Origin of the sequence: Nocardiopsis ganjiahuensis DSM 45031 (assembly GCF_000341085.1) — a bacterium.
GTDB classification, from domain to species: domain Bacteria; phylum Actinomycetota; class Actinomycetes; order Streptosporangiales; family Streptosporangiaceae; genus Nocardiopsis; species Nocardiopsis ganjiahuensis.
This window is the reverse complement of the sequence record NZ_ANBA01000028.1, coordinates 22692-43095: the sequence shown is the minus strand read 5'-3', so window position 1 is coordinate 43095 and position 20404 is coordinate 22692. Positions and strand designations below refer to the sequence as shown.

Below are 20404 nucleotides of genomic sequence, written 5' to 3'. Positions count from 1 at the left end.
CCTCTTCGTTCCTGACCGGATCCGGCCGGATCCGGAACCAGAACCCCCGAGCCGGCGTCAGACCGAACAGCAGGACTGCCCCGCCCCGGAAACAAAAAGACGTGCTTCACCGCGAAACGAGGAACACTGGTGATCGAACTCCTTCTGCTACTGATTCTCATCGTTGGGATCGTGATCGGAGTCCTGATCTACAAACAGCGCTCGGCCGCGCGTAAGCAGGACACCGCGCCCCCGCCGCCCCAGGACCCCTTCGCCGGCCCCTCCACCACGGACACCGCCGGTGACCCGCGCAACATCAAGGCGGGCGACATGATCGACTGGGGTACCGAGCGCACCTGGATCCGGGGCACCCTGCGCCTGTCCGAGGGCGGCTACGTCTGGTCCGAGCACTTCCTCGAGGTCGAGGGCGGCAAGCGCTGGCTCTCGGTCGAGGAGGACCCGGACGTCGAACTCGCCCTGTGGACCGGCCGCCCGGACCTGACGATGGTCCCCCAGGGCAAGAGCATCGAGCTCGAGGGCGTCACCTACAAGCTCGAGGAGAAGGGCTCCGGTTCCTACCGGTCCGAGGGCACCACCGGCCTCAAGGCCGAGGGCGGCATGGACTACGCGGACTACGAGTCCGCCGACGGCAAGCTGCTCGCCTTCGAGCGCTTCGACCACGGAAGCTGGGAAGTCAGCACCGGCGAGAAGATCCACGCCGGCACCTTCACGATCTTCCCCGGGAGCTGATGCCCACATGCGCGCGAGCATCAGCGCCCCCTTCGTCGACACCAAGGCCGACGACCTGGTCTGGACCCTGAGCCACCCGTTGGTCGAACCCCTCGCCACCCGCACCGTCACGGTGCCGGGTCTCGAGGTCGAGCTCCGGGTGCTCGGCGCCTCGCACCAGGTGGTCCTGCGGCCCGCGTCCGACGGCGGGGAGCTGGTGGAGACGGTCGCCTGTCTGCCGGGGGTTCCCGGCGGGCTACCCGGCAACGCCGAGCACCCCCTGCCTGGGGTGGGCGACTACCGCTTCGACTCCGTCGTCGAGTCGCTGCCTCGCGCCGAACTGGCCCGGCGGGTGACGGAGATCCACGACGAGACCTCCGACTCACCCGGCGGGCTGCTCGTCGCCTTCCCCGGTGATCCGCTGGCGATCACCGCGCTGCACCTGACCTCTGGCAGCGAGGCGTCGCTGCGCTGGCGTACCTGGCACGCCTACCCGCAGAGCGACGAACTGGTGACGACGACCACAACCCTGACCCTCTAAGAGGAGGCCGAGATGGCCACGACCAAGATCCGAGGAGCACGCGCTCCACGACACAAGATCGCCGCGATCGGCGGCGCCACGGCGCTGCTGGTCCTGCTCTCGGCGTGTTCGGGCGGCAGCAACAACGCTGACTGCGAGCCGAGTGACAGCGCCACTTCCAGTACGTCGAGCACGTCCGGCACGTCGAACTCGACGACCTCGGCCTCCGGAAGCACACCCACACCCACGCCCAGCGCGACACCGACCGACGACTGCGACAACGGCCGCAGCGGTGGCGGTGGCGGTTTCTTCTTCTTCGGCGGCTTCGGCGGTGGAGGCAACAACAACTCCAACAGCGGCGGCAGCGGAAGCGACAACCGCGGCGGGGGTTCGGGCTTCGGCAAGTAGTCTGCCGGTCAGGGGGCGGGACTGTTCTCGCAGTCCAACCCCCTGACACCCGAAGCACTCCTACACGGACAAGGCCATGAACGAGATCCTCACCAGCTCCCTCTACGCCCTGGGTTACGGCGTGGTCGGCACGGTCATCATGCTCCTCGGCTACCTGATCACCGACCTGCTCACCCCCGGCAAGCTGCACAAGCTGATCTGGGAGGACCGCAATCCGAACGCGATCCTGCTGGTGTCCGCGAACACCCTCGGGGCGTCGATCGTGGTCGTCTCCGCGATCCTGTCCAGCTACTCGGAGCTGGGCCTGGTCCCCGGACTGCTGTCCGCGACGGTCTTCGGCCTCATCGGCCTGGTCGTCATGGCCCTGTCCTTCCTGCTGATCGACCTGATGACCCCGGGCAAGGTCAGCCACATGATCAGCAACAACGAATGGCACCCGGCGACGTGGGTCAGCGCGACCGCACACGTCTCCATCGCCCTGGTCGTGGCAGCGGCCATCTCCTAGGGCGCCCGGGGTCCGGGGCCAGGTGCCCCGTCCCGGCAGGTCCACCGTGTCCGCACGGACCCGTGGGCCACCCTCATCGTTCCTCGAGAAAGCAGTACCTTGAGCGAGACCACGGCCCACGCGCGGCCCCGACTCCCGGTTCCGCCGCGTGCGGCCCGGTTCTTCGTTCTGCTGGCGGTGTTCATCTGCGCCGCCTGCGGCCTGGTGTACGAGCTGGCACTCGTCGCGATCGGCAGCTACCTGCTCGGCGACACCATCACCCAGGCCTCGGTGGTCCTGTCCGTGATGGTGTTCGCCATGGGTGTGGGTTCGCTGCTGTCCAAGCGGTACCAGGCCCGGCCGGCGCTGTCGTTCGCCGTCGTTGAGGGCCTGCTGTCACTGATCGGCGGCCTGTCCGTCCTGCTGCTGTACGGGTCCTTCGCCTGGCTGTCCGCCGCCGCCTACCAGCCCACGCTGGTGCTGCTGGCGTTCGTCATCGGCACGCTGATCGGCATCGAGATCCCGCTGCTGATGACGCTCATCCAGCGCATCCGCAAGCAGGAGGCCTCCGAGGCGGTCGCGGACCTGTTCGCCGCCGACTACGTGGGCGGCCTGATCGGCGGCCTGGCCTTCCCGTTCCTGCTGCTGCCGCTGCTGGGGCTGCCCAAGGGCGCCGTGATGGTGGGCGTGCTGAACGCGGTCATCGGTGTGGCCGTGGTTCTGTGGCTGTTCCGTACGGACCTGACCAGGAAGGCCTACGCGGGTCTGAGCGTGGGGCTGGCGTTCATCGTCACCGTGCTGGGCCTGGCCTACTACTACGCCGAGACCTTCGAGGTGGACGCCCGGCAGGCCATGTACCGGGACCCGATCGCGTACGCCGAGCGCAGCGAGTACCAGGAGATCGTGCTCACCCAGTCCCTGGACGGCCGGGACGTGCGCATGTTCCTCAACGGGGACCTGCAGTTCTCCACCCTGGACGAGTACCGGTACCACGAGTCGCTCATCCACCCCGCGATGGACGGACCGCGCGAGGACGTGCTGGTGCTGGGCGGCGGCGACGGTCTGGCCATCCGGGAACTGCTGCGCTACGACGACGTCGAGTCGGTGACCCTCGTGGACCTGGACCCGGCCGTCATCGAGCTGGCCTCCACGAACCAGGTGATCCGCGAACTCAACGACGACTCCTTCCAGGACCCGAGGGTGGAGGTGGTCAACGCCGACGCCTTCCAGTGGCTGCGCGACAACCCGGACAACTTCGACGTGGTCATCGCCGACCTGCCGGACGGTACCGACGTGGGCACCTCGAAGCTGTACACGATCGAGTTCTACGCGCTGTTGGAGCAGGCCCTGGAACCGGAGGGCCGGGTGGTGGTGCAGGCCGGTTCGCCGTTCTTCGCCCCGAACGCCTACTGGAGTGTGGGCCACTCCCTGAGGGAGGCCGGGATCGAGGTCACCCCGTACAACGTGGACGTGCCCACCTTCGGGAACTGGGGTTTCTACCTGGGGGTGTCCGAGAGTGAGCCGGGCGGCGCCCCGGAGCTGACGCTGCCGGAGGACGCTCCCGAACTGCGTTTCCTGGACGACGACCTGTTGCGGGCCGCGCTGGTGTTCCCGATCGACCGCCAGGAGGGCGAGGTGGAGGCCTCGACGATGATGGTCCCGAAGATCATCGGCTACCACCAGGACCGCCAGGCCTGGCGAGGGTACTGACGGGGGTACTGATTCGAGCGGAAATGCAGGGGACCCCCACCAGAACTCGATTGCCTGGTGGGGGTCCTCTGTTCTTGGAGTCGCTTGGAGCCGTTAGCGACCGGCCTCGGTCTTCAACAGCGCGGACCACTCGAAGGCGGAGAAGGACAGGTGGCCCGCCTCCCGGTTCTGGGTGTCACGGATGGCTACCCCGGTGGGCAGATCAGCCACCTCGACGCAGTTCTCCTGTCGGCCGCTGCTATACGAGGACTTCCGGAACCGCGCCACCTCGACGCAGTCACTCCGGTCGCTGTAGCTGGACTTGTAGAAGGTGAGCTCTTCGATGGGGACATGCATGCCTGAGTCCTTCTCTGGGAGTGGGAGCACTGACTGACTCATCCGCACTCCTGCCCAGAGCTGCACCCCGAGTTCAGAGGAAAAAGTCCCGAACCCCTGGCCGTCTACGGCCAACGACGTCTGCTTCCCGCGCCGGGATGCCGGGGGTACAGTGTTCGCGGGAATGAGCAAAGGGAGCCCTCGCCGCTGCGGGGGCTCCCTTCTGTTGTGCCTACGATCGCGTGGTGCGCAGCAGCGCGACCCACTCCGGGCCGGAGAACGGCAGGTAGCCGCGCTCAGGGTGCTTGGAGTCGCGGACCACAGCGCCCCCGGGAACGTCGGCGACGGCGACACAGTTACTTCGGTCGCTGTAGCTGGACGTGCGGAAATCAAGGACGTCGGGGTTGGGAATGAGGTTCACGGGTGCTCTCTCAGGGTGCTTTGGCTATCTCGCGCAGGTAGGCGACGCTCTCGTCGACGTTGAGTGACCTGCTCACGAGGTGGTTGAAAAGGTTTCGGTACCGAGTGACTTCGTCTGGCTCCTCCAGAAAGAGGCCGTCCTGATCCATTTCGAGGTACACCACCGGATCCGCTGCAGCGAAGTCCATCAGAACGAAGCTGCCCTTGGCTCCAGCGTGGATTCCCGCGCTGAACGGGACCACCTGGACCGTGATTCCGTCGCCGTTGTCTGCCATATCAGCCAGGTGGCTGACCTGTTCACGGCACACCTCAGGTATAGAGCGCAGTCGCTCAACCGCGCCCGCGTCGATGACCGCCCACAGGTCGGGCCCGTCCGCGCGGGCGAGAATTTCCTGTCGACGGCGTCGCGCATCGACCACACGCAGAATGTCGACCGGGTCTCGGACCAGATTCCCTGAGCGGGTCAGAAGCTCTACGTAACCCGGTGTCTGCAGTAGCCCCGGGATGATCATCGGTTCGTAAGTGCTGATCGCTGTGGCGTCGGACTCCAGAACGGGGAACTCGTCTGGGAAGACGTCACTGTACTTGGTCCACCAGCCCTTCTTGCCTGCCTGCCGAGTGATCGCGAAGAGGGCCTGGCGGCGCTGTTCGTCGGTCACCTCGTAGACGTCGAGCAAGGCTCGCACCTCGACCACGCTGGGCCGAAGCCGGACACCGGTCTCGATGTTGGAGACCTTGCCGACGCTCCATTCGGTAGCGGCTGCCGCATCGTCCAGGGTCATGCCCGCTGCGTTCCGGTAGCGGCGAAGCTCCTCCGAGAGTCGTCGCCTGCGAACGCTCGGGCGTGATGGGTCAGACATGGGCTCTCTCCTGGGGGTGGTGTCTCTCAGGATGTTACGGCTGGTCGGCGATTCGGGCATCCAGTTACAGACAGGATGAATTCCTCACACCCTGTGTATCTAAAAATCTAGTTTTATTGAAACCCTGAGGATTTCATGATTCTCTGAGCTTACTCATTCCCACGCTGGGCTTCCCACCTGGCACTTGAGCACCAGGAGTGCACCTATGCCGCGCTACCTCAACTTGTCCGAACTGGCGCATGTGCGCTGGTCGGCCTCCGAGGCGATGCGTCGCCGCCGCCCCCGCCGGGCCCGCCGCGTACGCAGCTACGCCCCTGCTCACCGAACCCTGAGCTCGGGACAGCCGTTGTGCTCTCCCCGCCCGCCACGGATCCCGATGCCCCGTCGGCCGCTGGACTCCGCACCCCTGCACATCCTTCAGCTGCTTCTGGCGGGGCTGCGCCGGCTGGGGGTGGGGCTCTGATGCTCGACATCTACACCGACGACCTGCTCACCGTCGCCGAGGAAGCCCTGCAACCGCCCGCGCACCTGACCCCCGCACAGCTGGCCGAGTGGCACGCCCACACCCTCCGGAACCGGCTCCCCCTGATCCGGGAAGCGCTGCGCATCACCCGCGAGGAACGGGACTGCGAGCTGGCCACCGACCTCGTCAACCAGGCCATCGCCGAGCACCCCAACCCGCCCCACGCGCTCAAGGCGGTCGGCGGTGACGGGGCGCGCATGCCGTTTTCCTCGCAGATGAACGCCTCCGCCTGCGAGGACGAGCTGCCCATCCCCGAGCACATCCTGTGCCCGCTCCTCTACCGGCACTGGAACCTGACCATCGAGGGCGCCTCGCCCCACGAGACCTACGTCGCCCGGCGCCCGATCGGCTGGACGGGTGAGGGCGACCCCTTCGAGCGGATCACCGCGCCCACCCGCCACGAACTCCTGCGCCTGCTCGGCCGCCGACTCCTGGGCCTCAGCTCCTCGCCCGACTCCTAGAACCCGGTTCGCCCTCAAGACCCAGTGCGTCCGCCTTTTGGCCTTCAGTACTCATGAAAAAGCTCTGGCGGGTGCGCCAACACCCCCAGAGCAGGCCGACAACCAACACCCGTTTCAACAGAAAGCGAGTTGCCGACATGACCAGTCTGCCGCACGTGCGCCCCCCGCTCCACACCTCCACAGAACCCTTCGCCGGACGCCGCTGGCCCTCGCGCCTCTACCCCGGTGACCTGGCCCAGACCTCCTGGGTGCGCACGGATCTGACCGCCGACCTGCACCGCCTGTCCGGAATGGACCAGGAGACCAGCGAGAACATGGTGTTCTGCGCCAGCGAGATGTTTTCGAACTCCGTCGACCACTCCCGCTCCGGCCAGGACACCGAAGGCCGCGTCGTCCGCACCCTGCACATGCCCACCGCCACCACCCTCCAGGTCGCGATCATCGACGACGGCATGCGCACCGACACCACCGAGTTCCAGGACCCGCAGACCCCCCAGCACACCCTGGAGGAGTGGGCCCACGCCGAGCGCGGCCGGGGCCTGATGCTCATCGACCGCCTCGCCGACAGCTGGGGTACTCGATCGGTGATCGACTTCCCCTTCTGCCAGGGTCTGGGCACCGTGATCTGGGCCGAGTTCAACCTCCCCGAGGCCAACCGGTGACCGGCCCCAGCCAGGTGAGTTCCGGAGTGCGCCAGAGGCTGGCCGCACCCCGGGGCCACCGCTTCTCCCGCCCCGGCAGCAACCGCCAGTCGGCTGCCCCGCCCGGGCCTCACCGACCCCAGCAGCAACAGACGACCCTGATCGAACTCTGGGGTCCGCACTCCCACCCGCCAGCCACTCCGCCCGAATCCCACCGATCCCGCCAGGAACGGCTGCTGCGCCAGATGGAAGGCGACCCCCGCCTGGCCTACAGGCTCCAGCACCACGCGGTCCCGCACTGGACCGAGGTCACCCGACAGCGCCAGGAACAGGCCGAACAGAGGGTTCGACAGGCACCGCAGGCCCGGGAAGCTATCGGGACCTCGCCCACGGCCCCGACCAGCACCGCTCGGGGTCGCCACCGTGCGCCGCGCCGGTGGTGGGCCTGGCCCGCCATGGCCATCAGCGCCGTCTTGCTCTTCGCGCACTCCCAGGCCGAGACGCTCGGCGAGGCAGTCTTCCAGGTCGAGTTCCCGCTCTAACCGCAGTCACAGCACAGCGTGCAAAAAGGAAGGAAGGCCCCCTGACAGCCGTCAGGGGGCACTCGCAGGAAGCGCCCGCCAGCGCCAAGGGGAGCGGGTGACGCCCAAGCTCCGCCAAACCCACAAACCCCGCGGGCCCACTGATCCACAACCGCGACAGCGCCGGCCTGTCCACCCGAGCCGCCAACAGAGTGGTCACCGCCTTGGGCGCCGCAGCGGGGATCGGGCCAGCCGACGACGGGGAGGCGTTCGGCCCGCACGTGCTGCGCCACACCTTCGGCACCGACCTCGTGCGAGGCCGCGGCGACCTCGTCGCCGCACCGGTCGACGTGGTCCTGGTGGCCGAACTGATGGGCCACGCTGATTTGAACACCACCCGCCGCTACGCCCTGCCGAGCGAGGCCGACAAGACCCGTGCCCTGGAGGCGCTCACCACCGACCGGTGAGAGCTCGGAGGTCTATCGCTAAATCCTGTTCCGATGTTCTTCGACCTCCAGTTCGTGCCGTCGACCTGGTGAGCGGGCAGGGTGATCTTCACCTGCCCCGGAACCGCTGAAGCCGCCGGGGCAGGTGAGGCTGCTGGACACGTGGCATCGACCGGTACGGCCACAAGCACGATGGCCTCAAATTCCCCGCCAGTCAGGAGAAACGGGGGCCTTGCACCACCCACTTTTGATAAGTTCATTTCGCTGAGGCCAGGGCTTATCAACTTAAGAAGGGTGCCGCGTGGGACGAGGAAGGCCGAGCCGGGCCACCGTCTACCAACGGCTCGAGAAGGCCATTGAGGACCTGCAACGGTACGGAGGCCTGCCCGATCCACGCGAGGCCAGGGCTGTCTGGGACGACATCTGGCATCTTGAAGCGCACCACTCGACGGCGTTGGAGGGCAACACGCTCGTCCTGCGCGAGGTCGAAGCTCTGCTGGACCAAGGGCGCGCGGTGGGCGCCAAGCCGTTGAAGGAGTACACCGAGGTCCGCGGCTACGCCGACGCGGCTCGCTGGGTCTACCGGCAGGCGCTGGAACCAGGCGAGTGGCACGACGGCCGGCTGCTGACCATCGGCGAGGTCCGGCACATCCACCAGCTCGCCATGACACCGGTGTGGGATGTGGCGCCCCATCCGGACGCCACCGACCGGGAGGGACCGGGCAACTTCCGTGAACACGACATCCGCCCGTTCTCGGCCGGTATGACTCCGCCTCAGTGGCCTCTTGTTCCCGCTGGTATGGACGACTGGATCAGCCAGGTCCGTCGGTTGGAACTCGAGAGCGCCAGCACCAAGGACCGCGAGCCCCTGCCGGAGAAGCTCGCCCTGCTCCACAACACCTTCGAGCAGATTCACCCCTTCATCGACGGCAACGGGCGCACGGGGCGGTTGGTGCTCAACCTCATCCTGGTTCGCCTGGGGTATCCCCCGGTCATCATCCTCAAGCGGCAGCGCCCCACGTACCTGACCGCGATGGAACGAGCCGATGCCGGGGACCCTGGTTCGTTGGGGGAGTTGATCGCGCGTGCGATGATCGACAACCTTGAACGGTTCATCGTGCCCAACGTGGCGGGGCCCGCACGCATGGTCCCGCTCGCCGCGCTCGTCAATGAGGAGTTCTCGCTGGCCGCGTTGCGTCAGGCCGCGCAGCGCGGACGGTTGGAGGCCTTCCAGAGCCGCGATGGAACATGGCAGAGCTCGCGGAAGGCCCTGGACGCTTACCGAAAGTCAAAGCACAAGCGCAAGGGACGTCCCCGTTGACCCCACAGCCGGGGCCGTGTCGACCAGTTCGACCGACGGTCGACCACGCCTACGTGTCAGGGGTTGAGGAACATCGGAACGGAAACCCGCGCTAAGCGCCGGATCCTGTTCCGATGTTCCTCAACCCTGAAGAAGAGTCTGCAGGCACGCTCCCTCACCTGTACCCGGGTCCATCCCCGCCTGCGCGGGGAGCAGAACTATCCGGAAAGTACGGGGGGTGACTGGTGGGGTCCATCCCCGCGTGCGCGGGGAGCAGCGCCTTCTTGTCGCCGCCCTCCTTGTCGTTGCGGGTCCATCCCCGCGTGCGCGGGGAGCAGTTCCGGGTGCGCTCCGACTCGGCCGATCTGGCGGGTCCATCCCCGCGTGCGCGGGGAGCAGGGAATTACCGAGTCCTCGTCAGCGGCGAAGAAGGGTCCATCCCCGCGTGCGCGGGGAGCAGCTCGAGCACCTTCTAGAACGTGAAGACGCGCCGGGTCCATCCCCGCGTGCGCGGGGAGCAGGCCTTGGAGGTGCGCCGGCCTTCGGCGACCTCGGGTCCATCCCCGCGTGCGCGGGGAGCAGCCCCCGCCGTGGTGGCGGGGGCCGTAGTGGGGGGGTCCATCCCCGCGTGCGCGGGGAGCAGCCATCAGCAGAGCGGCGACCACTACCACTGACAGGTCCATCCCCGCGTGCGCGGGGAGCAGTCTCGGTGACCTGCGGGTCTAGATCGCCAAGAGGCCAAAATCTGCACGTTGTTGACACTCGGACACCGAAGACAAATCACCCAAAATGGTCACCCTCAATCAACCTTCAACCCCAACCTACTGCTCCCTTGCCAGGAAAAAGAAGGCGCCGAGGAACACCCCTCCCCCAGGCCTGGAGAGCACGCTGTCCTCTCACTGCCGGACCCCGCGCGAGACCCTCGGGTGAACGCGAACGGCGCCCGTGCCGGGGCACGGGCGCCGTTCGGAGCAAACACCGCGCGGCCTTGAAATTTGGGCCAGTGGGCGGCCACGCGGTGGGTTCGGGTGAGGAGGGTCGGCCCGCGGGAGGAGCTGGGTCACCTTCGGTAACTCCCCCGCGGCCCGCTGCCCATACTCACCCCGGCCGGATGACCTGCGCGTACGCCACGCCGTCCGCATCGCCCCACATGGCAACCCTTGGCACAGCATTACCGATCCTTGCCGGAAACAGCCGGTTTCCGGTCGGGTGTGCCCGAGTGGCCGGATCGGACCCGCCCCGAATCTCCGAAGCCGGTCAGCTGTCGAAACCCATGCCCACCGCGTCCAGGCCCCGCAGCCACAGGTTGCGCCGTCCCCCGTTGCGGTCGGCGGCGGCCGTGGCCCGCAGGGTGAGCTCGATACCCAGGGAACGGACCGGCTCCGGCGGGAACGGAAGCGGCTTCTCCCTGACCATCCGCAACCTCGTGCGCTCGGTGTCCAGGCCGTCCAGCTTGTCCAGCATCACCTGCGCCCCGAACCGGGTGGCGCCCACGCCCAAACCGGTGTACCCGGCGGCGTAGGCCAGCCGCCCGCCGTAGGCGTCACCGAAGAACACCGAGAAGCGGCTGCACGTGTCGATGACCCCGCCCCAGGTGTGCCCGAAGCGGATCCCCCTCAACTGCGGGAAGGTCTCCAGGAAGTGCTCGGCCAGCTTCTGGAAGGTCTCCGGCCGCTGCTCGTACTCGGGGCGCACCTTGCCGCCGTAGTGGTGCACGATGTCGTAACCGCCCCACAGGATGCGGTTGTCCGCGGTGAGCCGGTAGTAGTGGAAGAAGTTCGCGGAGTCCGAAACCCCCTGGCGGCCCTCCCAGCCGACGGAGGCCATCTGCTCGTCGGTGAGCGGTTCGGTCATCAGCGCGTAGTCGTAGACCGGCGCCAGGTAGTGCTTGAGCCGGCGCAGCGGACCTGGGAAGGCCCCGCCGCCCCAGGCCACCCTGCGCGCGTGCAGCGTCCCCGACCGGGTCTCCAGGCGCAGCCCGGCGGGCACCGAGCTGATGGCGCGCACGGGGGTGTTCTCGAAGATCCGCACACCGAGCCGCTCGCACACCGCGCGCAGACCCCAGGCGAGCTTGGCGGGGTGGATCATCGCGACGCCGTCGGACTCGTGGTACCCGCCCACGTAGGTGGGCGAGTCGATCCGTCGGCGCACCTCCTCGGCGTCCCACACCTGGACCTTCTGGCCCTTGGCCCGCTGGGCCGCGGCCGCCTCCTCGAACCACTCGGCCTGCCAGGGCTCGGTGGCCACGAGGGTCTCGCCGGTGCGCTCGAACTCGCAGTCGATGCCGTACCTGCGGACGGTCTCCTCGATGGCGTCGAGGTTGGCCGCGCCTTGGCGTTCGAGTTCCTCGATCTCCTCCGGCCAGCGCTCGGCCCCGTTGTCGTAGCCGTGGGTCAGGCTGGCCGCGCAGAAGCCGCCGTTGCGGCCCGAGGCCGCCCAGCCGGTGGTGCGGGCCTCCACCAGGACCACGTCCCGGTCGGGGTCGCGCTCCTTGGCGATGAGCGCCGCCCACAGCCCGCTGAAACCCGCCCCGACCACGGCCAGGTCCGCGTGCACGTCGCCGACCAGCGCCGGAGCGGGTTCGGGGACGTCGTGCCCGGGGATGTCGGGGTCCAGCCAGAACACCCGCGGGCGTGCTCCTTCCAGGGCCCGTGCCGCATCGGCGCGCGTGCTGTCGGCCATGGCTCTCACTCGTCTCTCGTCGATCGACCGGCCGCCGGGTCCGGCGGCCGGTGCTTGTGTCATGGGAGTCGGGAATCCCCGCCGGGGTTCACCTGCGGCGGTTGGCCATGACGACGTTGACCACCGCCATGATCAGCCCGACCCCGAACAGCAGTGTGCCCATCACGTTGACCTGCGGCGGGATACCGACCCGCGTGGCGCCCCAGACCCACAGCGGGAACGTGGTGACGTCGCCGCTGACGAAGGTCGTGATGATGTAGTCGTCGATGGACAGGGCGAAGGCCAGCAGCCCGCCCGCCATGATCGCGGGGAAGAGCATGGGCAGGGTGACCAGTCGGAACGTGGTGAACGGCCCCGCCCCGAGGTCGCGGGCGGCCTCCTCCAGCGCCGGGTCCAGGGTGATCACCCGCGCCCGCACGGTGATGGCCACGAAGGACACGCAGAACATCACGTGCGCGACGACGGTCGTCCAGTAGCCGGTGGTCACGTTCATCATCAGGAACGTGGACAGCAGGGCGGCGCCGAGCACCACCTCGGGGGCGCTGATCGCGGAGAACATCACCAGGTTGGTGAGCTGCTTTCCGCGGAACGAGAACCGGCCCAGCGCCAGCCCGAGCAGGCTGCCGAGCGCGCCCGCGATCAGCATGCTCAGCAGCGCGATGCTCACGGAGTTGAACATCGCCTCGTTGAGCGTGGGGTGCGCGAAGGCGTTGGCGTACCACTTGAAGGTGAAGCCCTGCCAGGTGATGTTGTGCTTGCCCGCGGGGTCGTTGAAGCTGAACGCCACCATGAACACGATGGGTGTGAACAGCCAGGCCAGGACCAGCCAGGTGTAGTAGCGGCCCCAGTCGATCCGGCGCCGGGGGCCGCGCGTGCGCCCGGTGCCGCCGAGCCGGGCCGGGGGCGGTGGGGGTGCGGAGGGTGGTTCCGTGCCGAGTCGGACGCTCATCAGGTGTGCACCTCCATGACCCGCTCCGTGCCCAGGGCGCGCGCGTAGCTGAAGATGCCCGCGAGCAGCAGCCCCATGAGGACGAAGGTGATCGACGCGGCGATCGGGTAGTTGTTGTTGACCAGGTACTGCGTCTGAATGACGTTGCCGATCATCGTGTTGTGGGTGCCGCCCAGCACCGAGGCGTTGACGTAGTCGGCGCTGGTGGGGATGAAGGTCATCAGCACCCCCGCGAACACCCCGGGCAGGGACACCGGCAGGATCACGCGGACGAAGGCCTGGAACCGGCCGGCGTAGAGGTCGTGCGCGGCCTCCACCAGGCGCGGGTCCATCCGTTCGAGGACCGCGTAGATCGGCAGCACCATGAACGGCAGGAAGTTGTAGGCCAGTCCCATGACCACCGCCGGGGCGGAGTTGAGCAGCTGGAGGTCGGCGGGGACCAGCCCGACCGACTTCAGCGACCCCAGGACGACGCCGTTGTCGGCCAGCAGGAACCGCCAGGAGATCGTGCGGAGCACGAACGACACGAAGAACGGCAGCAGGATCAGCAGCAGGTACGTGGACTTGTGCGGTCCGGCGCGGAAGGCGATCCAGTAGGCCATGGGGTAGCCCACGGCGATGCAGAGCAGCGTGGCGCACGCACCGTAGAACAGGGAGCGCAGGATCTGCTCCCAGTAGGTGCTGACGGCCGTGACGTAGTTGCCCACCTCGAAGGTCTGCTGGAAGCCGGTGACCACGTTTCCCGTGGTCAGCGACAACGACAGCATCCCGCCGATGGGGACCACGAAGAACAGCGCCAGCCAGATCCACGCCGGGAGGACCAGGACGTAGGGCGTCGTCGTGCGGTTTCTCATGGGATCAGCTCGGGATCGGTCGGGAGGGGTCAGCTCCGGGTCGGTCAGAGACGTGGGTCAGCTCTGGGTGATGGCCTGGAAGATCGAGGAGAACTCGTCCTGCTGGTCGGTCTCCAGGGCGACGTAGTTGTGGAGCCGCTGGTAGTCGCTCTCCTCGGGGAAGACCAGGTTGCTCTCCGCCAGCTCCCTGAGGGCCTCGGCGCGCTCGCCGTCGTCCTCGGCGTCGGCCCACTCGGCCATGACCTCCTGGGCGTTCGGGACCGGCGGGATGTAGCTGATGTACTCGGTCAGCCCGGTGGCGATCTCGGGGTCGTAGAGGAAGTCCATGAGCTTGATCGCGTCGACCGGGGCCCGCGAGGTGAAGGGGATCAGCAGGTTGTCGGTCCAGAGGGTGGCGCCCTCCTCGGGGATGACGAACTTCAGGTTCGTGCCCTCCTCGGCGTTCTGCTGGTAGATGTCGCCGGACCAGGCCATGGTGAGCCACAGGTCGCCGTTGGTGAGCGGCTGGATGAAGTCCTGGTCGTAGTAGGCGCGCACCACCCCGGACTCGCGCTGCTCCCGGAGCTTCTCGGCCGCGGCCTCCCAGTCCTCCCTGGTGGAGTCGGCCGGGTCGACCCCGTTGAGGAGGAGGCCGAAGTTGGCGATCTCCTGCGGGTCGGCGAACATACCGACCTTGCCTTCGAAGGCGGTGTCCCACAGGTCGGCGATGCTGGTGATCTCACGGTCGACGTAGTCCGCGTTGTAGGCGATCCCGGTGATGCCCGAGGTGTAGGGGACGCTGTACTTGTTGCCCGGGTCGTAGGCGCTGTTCTTGTAGACCTCGCCCGCGTGCTCCGCGAAGTTGGGCAGCCGCGCGTGGTCGAGCTGGACCACGTAGCCGAGCTCCACGAGCTTGCTGAACTCGAAGCCGTTGGGGAGGGTCATCAGGTCGTAGCCGATGTCGTCCCCGTTGGCGAGCTTGGGCTGGATCTGCCCGAAGAACGACGCCGCCTCCTGGACGTCCTCGTGGTACTCCACGTCGGTGCCGGTGGACTCCTTGAACTGCGCGAGCTGGGTGCGCTCGGGGTCCATGTACAGGGGCCAGTTGGCCCAGCGCAGCGAGCCCGTCTCCTCCTTGTCCGCCCAGTAGTCGGCGTCGGCCTCCGGGTCGCGCTGCTGGCCGCCGACACCGCAGGCGGACAGGGCGAGCGCGGCGGCAGCGGCGCCGCCGGCCTGGAGGGTGCGGCGACGGGAGAGGCCGGGCAGCGCGGGCAGGCCGGGGCCGGTGCGCCGGGCCCTGGTGAGGCCGCGCAGGAGGGCCGGGTTCAGGTGCGCTCGCGAGGGGTGGTTCATGTCGTCGTTCCCTACTTCGGGTGTGGGGGTCTGCCGGTCGTCGGGGCGGGGAGTGGCCGGGCCGGGGTCGGCGGAAGGGCGCGGGGCGGGCTCAGACGGGCAGCGCGTACGAGTGGCGCGGAGCCCAGGAGAGCCAGACCGCCTCGCCGCGGCCGGCGACCAGGGTGGAGTCCGAGGAGTTCTGTTGGTAGACGGTCACCTCGGCCCCGTTGGCCAGGGACACCTGGTAGTGCGTGGCCGAGCCCATGTAGACGGTCTCGGCGACGGTGCCGGGCAGGATGCTGAGGTCGCCCCCGGGCCGTTCCAGGCCGATCCGGACCTTCTCCGGGCGGACGGTCAGGTGGGCCCGGTCCCCGGCCGAGAGCCCTTTGGGGAGTTCGGCGACCAGGGCGGTGAGGTCGTGGCCCAGCTCGACCCGGTGGTGGCCGGCGGCGTCGGCGGCACCGATCGTGCCGGTGAGCAGGTTGCTGGTGCCGATGAAGTCGGCGACGAACCGGGTGGCGGGGCGCTCGTAGATCTCGGCCGGGGTGCCCAGCTGCTCCACGAGGCCGTTGTTCATCACCGCGACCCGGTCGGACATGGTCAGGGCCTCGCCCTGGTCGTGGGTGACGTAGACGAAGGTGATGCCGACCTCGCGCTGGATGCGCTTGAGCTCGACCTGCATGGACTGGCGGAGCTTGAGGTCCAGCGCGCCGAGGGGTTCGTCGAGCAGGAGGGCGCCGGGCTCGTTGACCAGGGCCCGGGCCAGGGCGACCCGCTGCTGCTGTCCGCCGGAGAGCTGGGCCGGGCGGTGCTTGGCGCGGTGGCCCAGCTCGACGAGTTCGAGCATCTCCCCCACCCTGCGGCGGATCTCCGCCTTCGGGACCCGCTTGCGCTCCAGGCCGAAGGCGACGTTGGCCTCGACCGTCATGTGGGGGAAGAGCGCGTAGCTCTGGAAGACCATGTTGACGTCGCGTCGGTTGGCCGGGACGCCGGTGACGTCCCGGCCGGACAGGCGCACGACACCCTCGGTGGGTTCCTCGAACCCGGCGATCATCCGCATGGTGGTGGTCTTGCCGCATCCGGAGGGGCCCAGCAGTGAGAAGAACTCGCCGCGGGCGATCTCCAGGTCGACGCCGCCGACCGCGCGGACGGTGTCCGAGCCGGTCCGGTAGGCCTTGACGACCCGCTCCAGGCTGATCTCCGGGCCCTGCTCCGAGGGGTTCGGCGAGTCCTGGGCCGACGCGTCCTGGGCCGTCACCGCGGGCTCCTCTGTGCTGCTGTTCGCTGTCGTGACCATGGGGTGTTCCTGTCGGTTCTGGTGGGTGGGCTCCGGTCAGGAACCGATGTAGCTCATGACGTGCTTGACCCGGGTGTACTCCTCGAACGAGTACGTCGACAGGTCCTTGCCGTAGCCGGAGTGCTTGAAGCCGCCGTGCGGCATCTCGGCCGTGACGGGGATGTGGGTGTTGATCCACACGCAGCCGAAGTCGAGGCGGCGCGAGACCCGCAGGGCGCGTGCGTGGTCCTTGGTCCAGACGCTGGAGGCGAGGCCGTACTCGACCGCGTTGGCCCAGGCCACGGCGGTGTCCTCGTCGGTGAAGCGCTGGACGGTCAGGACCGGGCCGAAGATCTCGTCGGTGACCAGTTCGTCGCCCTGGCGCAGACCGGACACGACCGTGGGCGCGTAGAAGAAGCCCTCGTCGCCGACCCTGGTTCCGCCGGTGAGGATCTCGGCGTGGTCGGGGACGCGCTCCAGGAACCCGGTGACGCGGGCCAGCTGGTTCGCGTTGTTGACCGGACCGTAGGCGGCGTCGGGGTTGTCCGGCCCGGCGGTGACGGTGCCGCGGGCCTGCTCGGCGAGGGCGGCGGCGAGGTCGTCGTGGATGCCGGGGGCGGCGAGGATGCGGGTGGCGGCGGTGCAGTCCTGGCCCGCGTTGAAGTAGCCGGCCTCGGCGATCCCCGCGGCAGCCTGTTCAACGTCGGCGTCGTCGAAGACGATCACGGGCGCCTTGCCGCCGAGTTCGAGGTGGAGGCGCTTGAGGTCGCGGGACCCGGCCTGGGCGACCTCGAACCCGGCCCGGGTGGAACCGGTGAGGGAGATCAGCGCCGGGATCGGGTGGTCGACGAGGGCGCGGCCGGTGTCGCGGTCGCCGCAGACCACGTTGAACACGCCCGGGGGCAGGAACTCGGCGGCGATCTCGGCGAGGAGGAGCGTGGAGACCGGGGTGGTGTCCGAGGGCTTGAGGACGATCGTGTTCCCGGCGGCGAGGGCGGGGCCGATCTTCCAGGCCGCCATGGCCATCGGGTAGTTCCAGGGGGTGATCTGGCCGACCACGCCGAGGGGCTCGCGGCGGATCCAGGAGGTGTGGTCGCGCAGGTACTCGCCCGCGGCGCGGCCCTCCAGGTTCCGGGTGGCCCCGGCGAAGAAGCGGAGGGCGTCGAGGACCTGGCCGATCTCCTCGGACCTGGTGAGGCCGATCGGCTTGCCGCAGTTGCGGACCTCGGCGGCGACGAGCTCGTCGGCGCGGGCCTCGACGGCGTCGGCGAACCTGTTGAGCGCGATCTGGCGTTCGGCGGGTGTCCAGTCGCGCCAGCCGTCGTCGAAGGCCCTCCGTGCGGCCCGGAAGGCGGCGTCGACGTCCTCGGGGCCGGAGACGGGAGCGGTGGCGAAGACCCGCCCCGTGGCCGGGTCGACGAGTTCGCTCCGACGGCCCTGCGCGGTGTCGGCGTACCCGCCGTTGACGAAGTTGCGGAGGTGGTCGGTCTCGGGCCCTTGGGTCACGGCGGCTCCCCTGAGTTCGGGCGCGCCGGAGCGCGCTGGTGGGTGTGTTGGGTCACATTGCCACCCCCTTCCAGGGACTTCAAGGGATTCCGTTGTGAAGATTGGATTACTCGACGGATACTTGACAGAAGCCCCATGGATGCGACTATTTCTATTGAGTAGGGCGCGTAGGGTACGTGGTGACCGCCCCCGGTCCCCATGCCTGCCTCCCGTACCACCCAGAGAACTCGGAGAGCCGAAGTGGAACCGCGTCTGAACTCGGAGAACCTGCAACGGGCCGCCAAGGACCACCTGTGGATGCACTTCACGGAAATGGCCGCCTACGACAACGCCGAGGTCCCGGTGATCACCCGTGGCGAGGGTGAGTACGTCTACGACGACCACGGAAACCGCTATCTGGACGGACTGTCCGGGCTGTTCGTGTCCCAGCTGGGGCACGGGCGCACCGAGATCGCCGACGCCATCGCCGAACAGGCCCGCGAACTGGCCTACTTCCCGATCTGGACCTACGCCCACCCCCGGGCCGTCGAGCTCGCCGACCGCCTGGCCGAACTGGCACCGGGCGACCTCAACCGGGTGTTCTTCACCGGCAGCGGCTCCGAGGCCGTGGAGTCGGCGTGGAAGCTGGCCCGCCAGTACTTCAAGGCGATCGGCCAGCCCACCCGGCACAAGGTGATCAGCCGCAACATCGCCTACCACGGGACCAGCCTGGGAGCCCTGTCCATCACCGGACTCCAGGCGATCAAGAGCCCCTTCGAGCCGCTGGTCCCGAGCACCATCCAGGTGCCGAACACCAACTTCTACCGGGCGCCCGTGCACTCCGACGACCTGGAGGCGTTCGGCCGCTGGGCCGCGGACCAGATCGAGGAGGCCATCCTCCAGAACGACCCCGAGACCATCGCGGCCGTGTACGTCGAGCCGGTCCAGAACTCCGGCGGCTGCTTCCCGCCGCCGCCCGGCTACCTCCAGCGTGTGCGCGAGATCTGCGACCGCCACGGCGTCCTGATGGTCTCCGACGAGGTCATCTGCGCGTTCGGGCGGCTGGGTGAGTACTTCGGTGCGACCAGGTACGGCTACCTGCCCGACATGATCACCTTCGCCAAGGGAGCCACCAGCGGATACGTACCGCTGGGCGGGGTGATCGCCCGCGAGAAGCTCATGGAGCCCTTCAAGGAGGAGGGTGTCGCGTTCCTGCACGGCATCACCTTCGCCGGCCACCCCGTGGCGGCCGCGGCGGCGCTGGCCAACCTCGACCTGTTCGAGAGCGAGGCCGTCCTGGACAACGTCCGCTCGAACGGACCCGTCTTCCGGGCAACCCTGGAGCGGCTGCTGGACCTGCCCATCGTCGGTGACGTCCGCGGCGACGGCTTCTTCTACGGCATCGAGCTGGTCAAGGACAAGGAGACCAAGGAGTCCTTCTCCGCCGAGGAGTCCAAGACCCTTCTGAAGGGGTTCATCTCCTCGGCCCTGTTCGAGGCGGGGCTGGTCTGCCGGGCCGACGACCGCGGCGAGCCGGTGATCCAGCTGTCGCCGCCGCTGACCTGCGGCCCCGAGCACTTCGACGAGATCGAACGCATCCTGCGCAAGGTCCTCACCGAGGCCTGGGCGAAGCTCTAGGCCCGGATCCGCACGGACCACCAGACCTGGGCGGACAGCCAGGGAGGGCCCGCCGTCCCGTTCGGGGCGGCGGGCCCTCAGCCGTTCACCGGGGGCCGGCCCGCCCCCGTGGGCGGGCCGTGTCCGGGAGCTAGGTGATGTACTCGGCGCGGACCGCGTAGATGGCGGCCTCGGTGCGGGAGTGGACCTGGAGCTTCTCCAGGATGTTGCGGACGTGGTTCTTCACCGTGTTCTCGGTGATGAACAGGCGCTCGCCGATCTCCCGGTTGTTCAGGGACCGCGCCAGGAGTTTGAGCACCTCGGTCTCCCGGGGGGTGAGTTCGGGGATGGCGGGTGCGGCCTTCGGGGTCTTCTCCTGTTTCGCCAGTTCCGCGAACTCACCGATGAGCTTGACGGCCATCGCCGGGTTGATGAAGGACTGCCCCTCGGCGATGGCGCGGACCGCGCGGGCGATGTCGGTGACCGCGATCTCCTTGAGCAGGTAGCCGGTGGCCCCCGCCTTGAGCGCCTCGAACAGGTCGTCCTCGTCCTCGCTCATGGTCAGCATGACGAACTTGACCTCGGGGACCGCCGCGCGGATGCGGGCGCAGGCCTCGATGCCGGTGGAGTTCGGCATCATCACGTCCATCAGCACCACGTCGGGGCGCAGCCGGGTGGCCAGCTCCACCGCCTCGTCGCCGTCCCCGGCCTCGTCGACCACGTCGATATCGGTCTCGTCGTTCAGGACCGAAACCAATCCCCGCCGGAACAGCGCGTGGTCGTCCACCACCAGCACCCGGATGGGCGCGGCCGGGGCGGACTCCTCCTCGGGCGCGTAGGTCAGCTGTACGGGGGACGGGGGGTGAGGGCTCACCAGAACTCCTCTTACGTATAAACCGGAATATCGGGT

22 protein-coding genes and 1 CRISPR repeat array are annotated in these 20404 nt (G+C 68.4%); of the genes, 12 read left to right on the top strand and 10 right to left on the bottom strand.

Features of this window, described 5'->3' with window-relative positions; genetic code table 11:
* Nucleotides 1-129 precede the first annotated feature (129 nt).
* From D458_RS0129355 to D458_RS0129335, 5 genes are all read left to right on the top strand, one after another.
* Complete coding sequence (locus D458_RS0129355) at nucleotides 130-729, top strand: DUF4178 domain-containing protein (RefSeq protein WP_017590291.1); 600 nt, start codon at nucleotides 130-132, stop codon at nucleotides 727-729.
* A 7-nt stretch (nucleotides 730-736) separates the two neighbouring features.
* Entirely contained in the window at nucleotides 737-1249 is a 513-nt protein-coding gene (locus D458_RS0129350) for a DUF2617 family protein (protein ID WP_017590290.1), read from the top strand.
* A gap of 12 nt (nucleotides 1250-1261) precedes the next feature.
* Complete coding sequence (locus tag D458_RS0129345) at nucleotides 1262-1636, top strand: hypothetical protein (RefSeq protein ID WP_017590289.1); 375 nt, start codon at nucleotides 1262-1264, stop codon at nucleotides 1634-1636.
* A 76-nt stretch (nucleotides 1637-1712) separates the two neighbouring features.
* Nucleotides 1713-2141 (top strand): DUF350 domain-containing protein, encoded by a 429-nt coding sequence (locus D458_RS0129340; protein WP_017590288.1) that lies wholly within the window; start codon nucleotides 1713-1715, stop codon nucleotides 2139-2141.
* A 99-nt stretch (nucleotides 2142-2240) separates the two neighbouring features.
* Nucleotides 2241-3830: a polyamine aminopropyltransferase gene (locus tag D458_RS0129335; protein ID WP_017590287.1), complete on the top strand. Its 1590-nt coding sequence runs from the start codon at nucleotides 2241-2243 to the stop codon at nucleotides 3828-3830.
* Between the two features lie 93 nt (nucleotides 3831-3923).
* On the opposite strand, the gene D458_RS0129330 is transcribed toward D458_RS0129335, so the two are convergent.
* The 3 genes from D458_RS0129330 to D458_RS0129320 all read right to left on the bottom strand — a co-directional run bounded on the left by D458_RS0129330 (nucleotide 3924) and on the right by D458_RS0129320 (nucleotide 5425).
* Complete coding sequence (locus D458_RS0129330; protein ID WP_017590286.1) at nucleotides 3924-4166, bottom strand: DUF397 domain-containing protein; 243 nt, start codon at nucleotides 4164-4166, stop codon at nucleotides 3924-3926.
* A 211-nt stretch (nucleotides 4167-4377) separates the two neighbouring features.
* Entirely contained in the window at nucleotides 4378-4566 is a 189-nt protein-coding gene (locus D458_RS0129325; protein ID WP_017590285.1) for a DUF397 domain-containing protein, read from the bottom strand.
* 10 nt (nucleotides 4567-4576) lie between these two features.
* Nucleotides 4577-5425 carry a helix-turn-helix domain-containing protein gene (locus D458_RS0129320; protein WP_026119800.1) on the bottom strand — a complete coding sequence of 283 codons (849 nt, stop codon included), beginning with the start codon at nucleotides 5423-5425 and terminating at the stop codon, nucleotides 4577-4579.
* Between the two features lie 205 nt (nucleotides 5426-5630).
* On the opposite strand from D458_RS0129320, the gene D458_RS35905 reads away from it, so the two are divergent.
* The 6 genes from D458_RS35905 to D458_RS0129295 all read left to right on the top strand — a co-directional run bounded on the left by D458_RS35905 (nucleotide 5631) and on the right by D458_RS0129295 (nucleotide 9338).
* Entirely contained in the window at nucleotides 5631-5888 is a 258-nt protein-coding gene (locus D458_RS35905; protein WP_083936464.1) for a hypothetical protein, read from the top strand.
* Complete coding sequence (locus D458_RS0129315) at nucleotides 5888-6409, top strand: hypothetical protein (RefSeq protein ID WP_017590283.1); 522 nt, start codon at nucleotides 5888-5890, stop codon at nucleotides 6407-6409. Before D458_RS35905 ends, D458_RS0129315 begins: the two co-directional genes overlap by 1 nt.
* A gap of 137 nt (nucleotides 6410-6546) precedes the next feature.
* A complete protein-coding gene (locus D458_RS0129310) occupies nucleotides 6547-7071 on the top strand; it encodes an ATP-binding protein (protein ID WP_017590282.1) in 525 nt (174 codons plus the stop codon).
* A gap of 224 nt (nucleotides 7072-7295) precedes the next feature.
* A complete protein-coding gene (locus tag D458_RS37785) occupies nucleotides 7296-7592 on the top strand; it encodes a hypothetical protein (protein WP_017590281.1) in 297 nt (98 codons plus the stop codon).
* Nucleotides 7593-7732: 140 nt separating this feature from the next.
* The gene (locus D458_RS0129300; RefSeq protein ID WP_338037036.1) at nucleotides 7733-8038 is read left to right on the top strand and encodes a site-specific integrase; all 306 of its coding nucleotides are present in this window, start codon (nucleotides 7733-7735) and stop codon (nucleotides 8036-8038) included.
* Between the two features lie 280 nt (nucleotides 8039-8318).
* Nucleotides 8319-9338 carry a Fic family protein gene (locus D458_RS0129295; RefSeq protein ID WP_017590279.1) on the top strand — a complete coding sequence of 340 codons (1020 nt, stop codon included), beginning with the start codon at nucleotides 8319-8321 and terminating at the stop codon, nucleotides 9336-9338.
* A 166-nt stretch (nucleotides 9339-9504) separates the two neighbouring features.
* A CRISPR array of direct repeats spans nucleotides 9505-10021; the repeat unit is 29 nt; unit sequence GGGTCCATCCCCGCGTGCGCGGGGAGCAG.
* Between the two features lie 553 nt (nucleotides 10022-10574).
* On the opposite strand, the gene D458_RS0129290 is transcribed toward D458_RS0129295, so the two are convergent.
* The 6 genes from D458_RS0129290 to D458_RS0129265 all read right to left on the bottom strand — a co-directional run bounded on the left by D458_RS0129290 (nucleotide 10575) and on the right by D458_RS0129265 (nucleotide 17898).
* Complete coding sequence (locus tag D458_RS0129290) at nucleotides 10575-11999, bottom strand: NAD(P)/FAD-dependent oxidoreductase (RefSeq protein WP_026119799.1); 1425 nt, start codon at nucleotides 11997-11999, stop codon at nucleotides 10575-10577.
* An 88-nt stretch (nucleotides 12000-12087) separates the two neighbouring features.
* Nucleotides 12088-12948, bottom strand: coding sequence for an ABC transporter permease (locus D458_RS0129285; RefSeq protein ID WP_017590277.1), 861 nt, complete (start codon nucleotides 12946-12948; stop codon nucleotides 12088-12090).
* Nucleotides 12948-13802 (bottom strand): ABC transporter permease, encoded by an 855-nt coding sequence (locus tag D458_RS0129280; RefSeq protein ID WP_017590276.1) that lies wholly within the window; start codon nucleotides 13800-13802, stop codon nucleotides 12948-12950. Before D458_RS0129280 ends, D458_RS0129285 begins: the two co-directional genes overlap by 1 nt.
* A gap of 57 nt (nucleotides 13803-13859) precedes the next feature.
* Entirely contained in the window at nucleotides 13860-15134 is a 1275-nt protein-coding gene (locus tag D458_RS0129275; RefSeq protein ID WP_017590275.1) for a polyamine ABC transporter substrate-binding protein, read from the bottom strand.
* A 91-nt stretch (nucleotides 15135-15225) separates the two neighbouring features.
* On the bottom strand, nucleotides 15226-16413 hold the full coding sequence (locus D458_RS0129270) for an ABC transporter ATP-binding protein (RefSeq protein ID WP_017590274.1): 1188 nt from the start codon (nucleotides 16411-16413) through the stop codon (nucleotides 15226-15228).
* Nucleotides 16414-16449: 36 nt separating this feature from the next.
* Nucleotides 16450-17898 (bottom strand): gamma-aminobutyraldehyde dehydrogenase, encoded by a 1449-nt coding sequence (locus tag D458_RS0129265; RefSeq protein ID WP_017590273.1) that lies wholly within the window; start codon nucleotides 17896-17898, stop codon nucleotides 16450-16452.
* 240 nt (nucleotides 17899-18138) lie between these two features.
* On the opposite strand from D458_RS0129265, the gene D458_RS0129260 reads away from it, so the two are divergent.
* Entirely contained in the window at nucleotides 18139-19515 is a 1377-nt protein-coding gene (locus tag D458_RS0129260) for an aspartate aminotransferase family protein (RefSeq protein WP_017590272.1), read from the top strand.
* A gap of 130 nt (nucleotides 19516-19645) precedes the next feature.
* Here D458_RS0129260 and D458_RS0129255 read toward each other — a convergent pair whose 3' ends face one another.
* Nucleotides 19646-20368 (bottom strand): response regulator, encoded by a 723-nt coding sequence (locus D458_RS0129255; RefSeq protein WP_017590271.1) that lies wholly within the window; start codon nucleotides 20366-20368, stop codon nucleotides 19646-19648.
* Between the last annotated feature and the right edge of the window lie 36 nt (nucleotides 20369-20404).